Source organism: Caulobacter sp. P1_B12_2, from assembly GCF_056406675.1.
In genome coordinates, this window is record NZ_JBFTZS010000331.1 from 1 (window position 1) to 5,331 (window position 5,331).

Here is a 5,331-nt window from a genome sequence, read left to right on the forward strand (position 1 = left end):
CTCCTCACCCGTGAAACGGGGGAGGTGGCGCGATGCGAATACGCATCGTGACGGAGGGGGCGTTCAGTTCCCCCTACCTGTTTCCGCCGATCAGGTCGCCGATCTCACCCAGGATAGACCCCTCGCCCCGATTGCCGCCTTGCCCGCCGGCCGCCGCCATCATCCGTCCCGCCAAACGCGAGAACGGCAGCGACTGGATCCACACCTTCCCCGGCCCCCGCAGCCGCGCGAAGAACAGCCCCTCGCCGCCGAACAGCACGCTGCGCACGCCGCCGGCCATGACAAGGTCGAAGTCGACGCCCGGGGTGTAGGCTGCAAGGCAGCCGGTATCGACGTGCAGCTCCTCGCCCGGCTTCAGGTCGCGCTCKACCAGGGTGCCGCCCATCTGGACGAACACCCAGCCGTCGCCGTCCAGGCGCTGCATGATGAAGCCCTCGCCGCCGAACAGCCCGGTCATCACCCGCTTCTGGAAGTGGATCCCGATCGACACGCCGCGCGCCGCGGCCAGAAAGCTGTCCTTCTGGCAGATCAGCGAACCGCCCAGCTGGCCCAGGTTCAGCGGCAGGATCGCGCCCGGCGTCGGCGAGGCGAAGGCCACGCGGGCCTTGCCCGAGCCGGTGTGCGTGAAGACGGTGGTGAACAGGCTCTCGCCGGTGACCAGCCGCTTGCCCGCCCCCAGCAGCTTGCCCATGAACCCGCCGCCCGTGTCGCCCGAGCCGTCGCCGAACACCGTGGTCATCTGGACGCTGGCGTCCTTCCAGACGAACGAGCCGGCCTCGGCCACGGCGCTTTCGCCGGCGTCCAGCTCGATCTCCAGGAACTGCAGCTCCTGGCCCTTGATCTCGAAGTCGATGTCGTCGGCGACGGCCGCGCTGCGGGTGTGCGACCAGGGGCTGGTAGGCATGGCGATGGGGGCTCCTGAAGTGGAAGCGAAATAGAGGAGACACTTCGCACCGATGGGTGCGGTGCATTCGTTCATTTAAGCGTCTGGATGAGTGTGTATCACTGGATTTCGAGGGTCGCGCTTTGCAGACGCTTCACCGACGGCACGCGCGAGAGTATCGATTGCGCTATTCAACTCGTCGTAGTTCCTCTGGATTAGATCGATCCAACTTGAAGACAGGTCGCGCTGCCCTCTGGCCGCATTGAGCGTGGTCGAAATGTTATGGCGAATTTTCCGCACTTCCGACTGAAGCTGATCTAGTCGAACGCGCACCTTAGGATCGACCAACTCCAATCGAGGGAAAGTGGCGAGGTCCGAGATCGCCTGATCGACCTCTCGCAGCACCGTAGCTTCGTGGTGCATAACTATGTCTCGTTCGGCAGGATCAGCGATTTGATTGATCRCCCCCTTGAGGTTACCTCCGAGACGCCAACAGATCGCCAAAAGAGCCCCCTCAAGCTGCGTTTGGTATTCCTTTCGCTCCTGACGCTGAGCCCAGATCGGCATATTTGCGGTCAGAAAGGTGGCGAAAAGCGTGATAGCAGCCGCTAGAAGTTGCCCCCAGGCGGCCAGCTTGTCGTGCTGTTCGAGCCAAAGCAGGAAATAGTTCCACGTCGTCATAGGGCCCTCCAGCAAAGAGCCGTCGCAGGATCGACTGTATAGTCAAGCTCCCCGGCGGGAGCGCAACTTCGAAAGCGTAGAATCCAGCCCTACCCCTTCAGCGACCTCAACGCCCGTTCATGCGCATAGGCGGCGATGTCCATCAGGGCCAGGTCCAGGGCGGTGCGCACGTCGCCCAGGCCCTTGGTCCCGGCCTCGGCCTCGGCGCAGACGTCGCCGAGCTGGAAAGCCCCGACGCCCCGCGCCGCGCCCTTCACCGTGTGGACCGCGTCCCGCCATCCGGGATGACCCGGATCGAGCATCGGCGTCCATAGCGCGGCCTGTTCGCGAAACAGCGCCAACACCTCGTCGATGACCGTGGAGTCATCCATCGCGAACCCTTCCAGATAGGCGAAATCCACGGCTCCGCTGATATCTCGTCTGGCCAAAAAATAGTCCCTTGCGTTCCAAGATTCTTTGCGTATGTTCCGCGCCTCGCCGCCGAGGCAAACCACCGCTTCGGGCCGGACGGGCGCATAGCTCAGTTGGTAGAGCAGCTGACTCTTAATCAGCGGGTCGTAGGTTCGAATCCTACTGCGCCCACCATTTCCCCCAATGAAATCAATGATCACCCCCTTGGGGAAGCCGCCATACTAGCGGTCGTCGGCGTTTGCACAAAGGCCCGCGTGAGGGCGTCCCCACCAATCGGCGATCCGTGCCYGCCGGGGCAACCTTGGCTGGCTCGAGCGGTTTAAGTCCCGAACGCGAAGCCTCGCGGAAAGGGAGTCATGATCGCCAAACCGCCCGCCCCCGACCCTGTCGCACCGTTCTTCGACATGGTGGGCATGGCCACGTCCGGCGATCCGGTCATGCTGCGCAATCTGGCCGCCACCCTGGGCGCGTTCTCGGTGCGCATCCTGGTGGCCGGACTGATCCTGGCGCTCACCCTGTGGGCGGCCAAGCGCCTGGGCCGGCTGGCCGAGTCCGGGGTCCAGCGTCTCAATCGCCATAACCCGGCCGACAAGACCCTGGGCTCGTTCGTTTCGGGCCTGGTCAGCTACGTGGTGATCGCCATCGGCCTGATCGCCGTGCTGCAGCAGCTGGGCGTCCAGGCCACCTCGGTGATCGCGGTGCTGGGCGCGGCGTCCCTGGCGATCGGCCTGGCGCTGCAAGGCACGCTCAGCAATGTGGCGGCGGGCGTCATGCTGCTGCTCCAGCGGCCCTACCGCGTCGGCGACAAGGTCGAGCTGAACGGCCGCCAGGGCGTCGTCCAGGCCATCGATCTCTTCAACACCAAGCTGCTCGACTATGACGGCCTGACCCTGTTCCTGCCCAACGGCAAGGTGTTCGGCGACATGATCGTCAACATCACCCGGGCCGGCCGTCGACGCATCGAACTGACCTTCGGCGTCGACTACGAGGACGATCTGGACCTGGCCCTGGCCACTCTGGTCGAACTGGCCAACGCCGACCGCCGGGTGCTGTCCGAGCCCAAGGCCTGGGCGCGGGTGACGGCCCTGCTCGACAGCAGCGTCAGCGTCACCCTGCGCTGCTGGACCGCCCCCGACGACTGGATCAACACCAAGTTCGACCTGGTGAAGGCCGTCAAGGAGACCTTCGAGGCCAAGGGCCTGAGCTTCCCCTATCCGCATCAGGTCTCGATGGAGCGCTCGGAGGCTCGCCCCAGGCCGTCGCCGCCACGCAAGGCCAAGACGCGCGCGGCGCCGTAGGGGCACGATGGCCTGACGCCGCGTTCCGTCGGATGCTGCCGACAACGAAGACGAGAGGCGGCCAGGATGATCACGCTCTATCACTGCGTCGGCGCGCGCTCGTTCCGGGCTCTGTGGGCCCTGGAAGAGCTGGGCCTGCCCTATGACCTGAAGCTGACGCCCTTCCCGCCCCGCTTCCGCGAGCCCGGCTATCTGGACGTCAATCCGCTGGGCACGACGCCGACCCTGATCGACGGCGAGACCCTGATGAGCGAGTCGGCGGCGATCGGCGAGTATCTGGCGCGCCGCCATGGCCCCAGCGACCTGACCGTGGCGCCCGACGAGCCGGGCTTCGGGGCCTATCTGAACTTCCTGCACATGGGCGAGGCCACCCTGACCTTCCCGCAGACCATCCATCTGCGCTACGCGGTCTTCGAGCCCGAGGAGCGCCGCCTGCCCCMGGCGGCGGCCGACTATGTGCAGTGGTTCCTGTCGCGCCTGAAGGCGGCGGCCAAGCTGTTGGACGACAGCGGCCATGTCGCCGCCCGCCGTTTCACCATGGCCGACATCTCGGTGGCCTACGCCCTGAAGCTGGGCGAGCAGCTGGGGTTTGCCGAAAGCTTCCCCGAGGCCTTCAAGGTCCACCTGCAGCGGATGAAGACCCGCGACGGCTACCGGCGCGCCCTGGCCGCCGAAAGCGCCGGAGAACCCGTCCTGTGAGCCCCGAGCATATTCCCGTCATCGTCGGCGTCGGCGAGGCCCTCGACCGGCCCAGCGACCTTTCGAAGGCCCTGGAGCCCCTGGCCCTGATGGAGGCGGCCCTGCGCGAGGCCGACGCCGACGCGGGCGGCGGCTTCCTGGCCAGGATCGCCTCGCTGGACATCGTCAATCAGTTGAGCTGGCGCTACGCCGACGCGGCGGGCGAGCTGTGCGCCCGGCTGGGCGTCGCCCCAGCCCGCGCCGTCTACGGCCCCGTGGGCGGCGAGAGCCCGGTGCGGTTCCTGCACGAGGCCGCGCTGCGCATCGCCCGAGGCGAGGCGCAGGTCTGCGCCGTGGTCGGGGCCGAGGCGCAGTGGAGCGTCAACAAGGCCCGCGCCGCCGGCGTCGACCTGCCCTGGACGTCCAAGCCGCCGGCCACGGGCGGCGGGCCGCGCATCGAGGTCCATCCCCTGGCTCTGAAGCTGGGGGTCTTCCTGCCGGTCAGCGTCTATCCGTTCTACGAGAACGCCGCCGCCCATCACTGGGGGCAGACGCCCGCCGAGGCGCTGGCGGAGTCCGGCGCCCTGTGGTCGGCCTATGCGGCGGTGGCGGCCGGGCAGCCCAACGCCTGGATCAAGACGGCCTTCACGCCGGAGCAGATCACCACGCCGCGCCCCGACAACCGTCCGATCGCCTGGCCCTACACCAAGCTGATGGTCGCCAACATGCAGGTGAACCAGGGCGCGGCGGTGATCCTGACCAGCCTGGCCGCCGCCCGGGCGGCGGGTGTGCCGGATGAGCGGCTGGTCTTCGTCTGGGGCGGGGCGGCGGCGCGCGAGCCCGGCGACTACCTGCAACGCGACCACTATCACGGCTCGGTCGCCCAGGACGCCGTGCTGGAGGCCGTGGGCGGCATGGTCGAGGCCTTCGACGCCCTGGAGCTCTACAGCTGCTTCCCCTGCGTGCCGAAGATGGCCCGGCGCAAGCTGGGCTTGCCGCCCGACGTCACGCCCACCGTGACCGGCGGCCTGACCTTCTTCGGGGCGCCGATGAACGACTACATGACCCATGCCGCCGTCGCCATGACCCGGCGTTTGCGGGACGGCGCGGGGACCGGCCTGCTCTATGGCCAGGGCGAATTCGTCACCAAGCACCACGGGCTGGTGCTGGCCGACCGCCCCGCTCCGGAGGGCGCGAGGCCGCTGGCGGAGATCAGCGTGCAAACGGCGGCCGACGCCCGGCGCGGCCCTGTCCCGGCCTTCGTCGAGGAGGCCACGGGCCAGGCGGTTCTCGAGACCCACACGGTGCTCTACGACCGCGACGGCGCCCCGACCCACGGCGTGGCCATCGTGCGGACCACCGACGGCGGCCGGGCCCGGG

Annotated in this window: 6 protein-coding genes and 1 tRNA gene; 4 read left to right on the plus strand and 3 right to left on the minus strand. The window is 67.8% G+C overall.

Annotation, left to right across the window (positions count from 1 at the left end; all coding sequences use genetic code 11):
* Positions 1–73: 73 nt before the first annotated feature.
* From AC1DZ6_RS18265 to AC1DZ6_RS18275, 3 genes are all read right to left on the minus strand, one after another.
* A complete protein-coding gene (locus AC1DZ6_RS18265; protein ID WP_477098563.1) occupies positions 74–904 on the minus strand; it encodes a TIGR00266 family protein in 831 nt (276 codons plus the stop codon).
* A gap of 75 nt (positions 905–979) precedes the next feature.
* Positions 980–1,564 carry a hypothetical protein gene (locus tag AC1DZ6_RS18270; protein ID WP_477098564.1) on the minus strand — a complete coding sequence of 195 codons (585 nt, stop codon included), beginning with the start codon at positions 1,562–1,564 and terminating at the stop codon, positions 980–982.
* Positions 1,565–1,653: 89 nt separating this feature from the next.
* Positions 1,654–1,992, minus strand: a complete 339-nt coding sequence (locus tag AC1DZ6_RS18275; RefSeq protein WP_477098565.1) for an Hpt domain-containing protein — start codon at positions 1,990–1,992, stop codon at positions 1,654–1,656.
* An 81-nt stretch (positions 1,993–2,073) separates the two neighbouring features.
* Between AC1DZ6_RS18275 and AC1DZ6_RS18280 the strand changes: the two genes are divergently transcribed.
* From AC1DZ6_RS18280 to AC1DZ6_RS18295, 4 genes are all read left to right on the plus strand, one after another.
* A tRNA-Lys gene (locus tag AC1DZ6_RS18280) sits at positions 2,074–2,149 on the plus strand.
* A 182-nt stretch (positions 2,150–2,331) separates the two neighbouring features.
* Positions 2,332–3,273: a mechanosensitive ion channel family protein gene (locus AC1DZ6_RS18285; protein ID WP_477098566.1), complete on the plus strand. Its 942-nt coding sequence runs from the start codon at positions 2,332–2,334 to the stop codon at positions 3,271–3,273.
* A 66-nt stretch (positions 3,274–3,339) separates the two neighbouring features.
* Complete coding sequence (locus tag AC1DZ6_RS18290) at positions 3,340–3,972, plus strand: glutathione S-transferase family protein (RefSeq protein WP_477098567.1); 633 nt, start codon at positions 3,340–3,342, stop codon at positions 3,970–3,972.
* A partial coding sequence (locus AC1DZ6_RS18295; protein WP_477098568.1) for an acetyl-CoA acetyltransferase occupies positions 3,969–5,331 on the plus strand: 1,363 nt, incomplete at its 3' end. The genes AC1DZ6_RS18290 and AC1DZ6_RS18295, both read left to right, overlap by 4 nt.

What these genes read in the sequence shown, in the direction of transcription:
- AC1DZ6_RS18285 (WP_477098566.1), top strand. Translation starts at nt 2,332, where the DNA reads ATGATCGCCAAACCGCCCGCCCCCGACCCTGTCGCACCGTTCTTCGAC.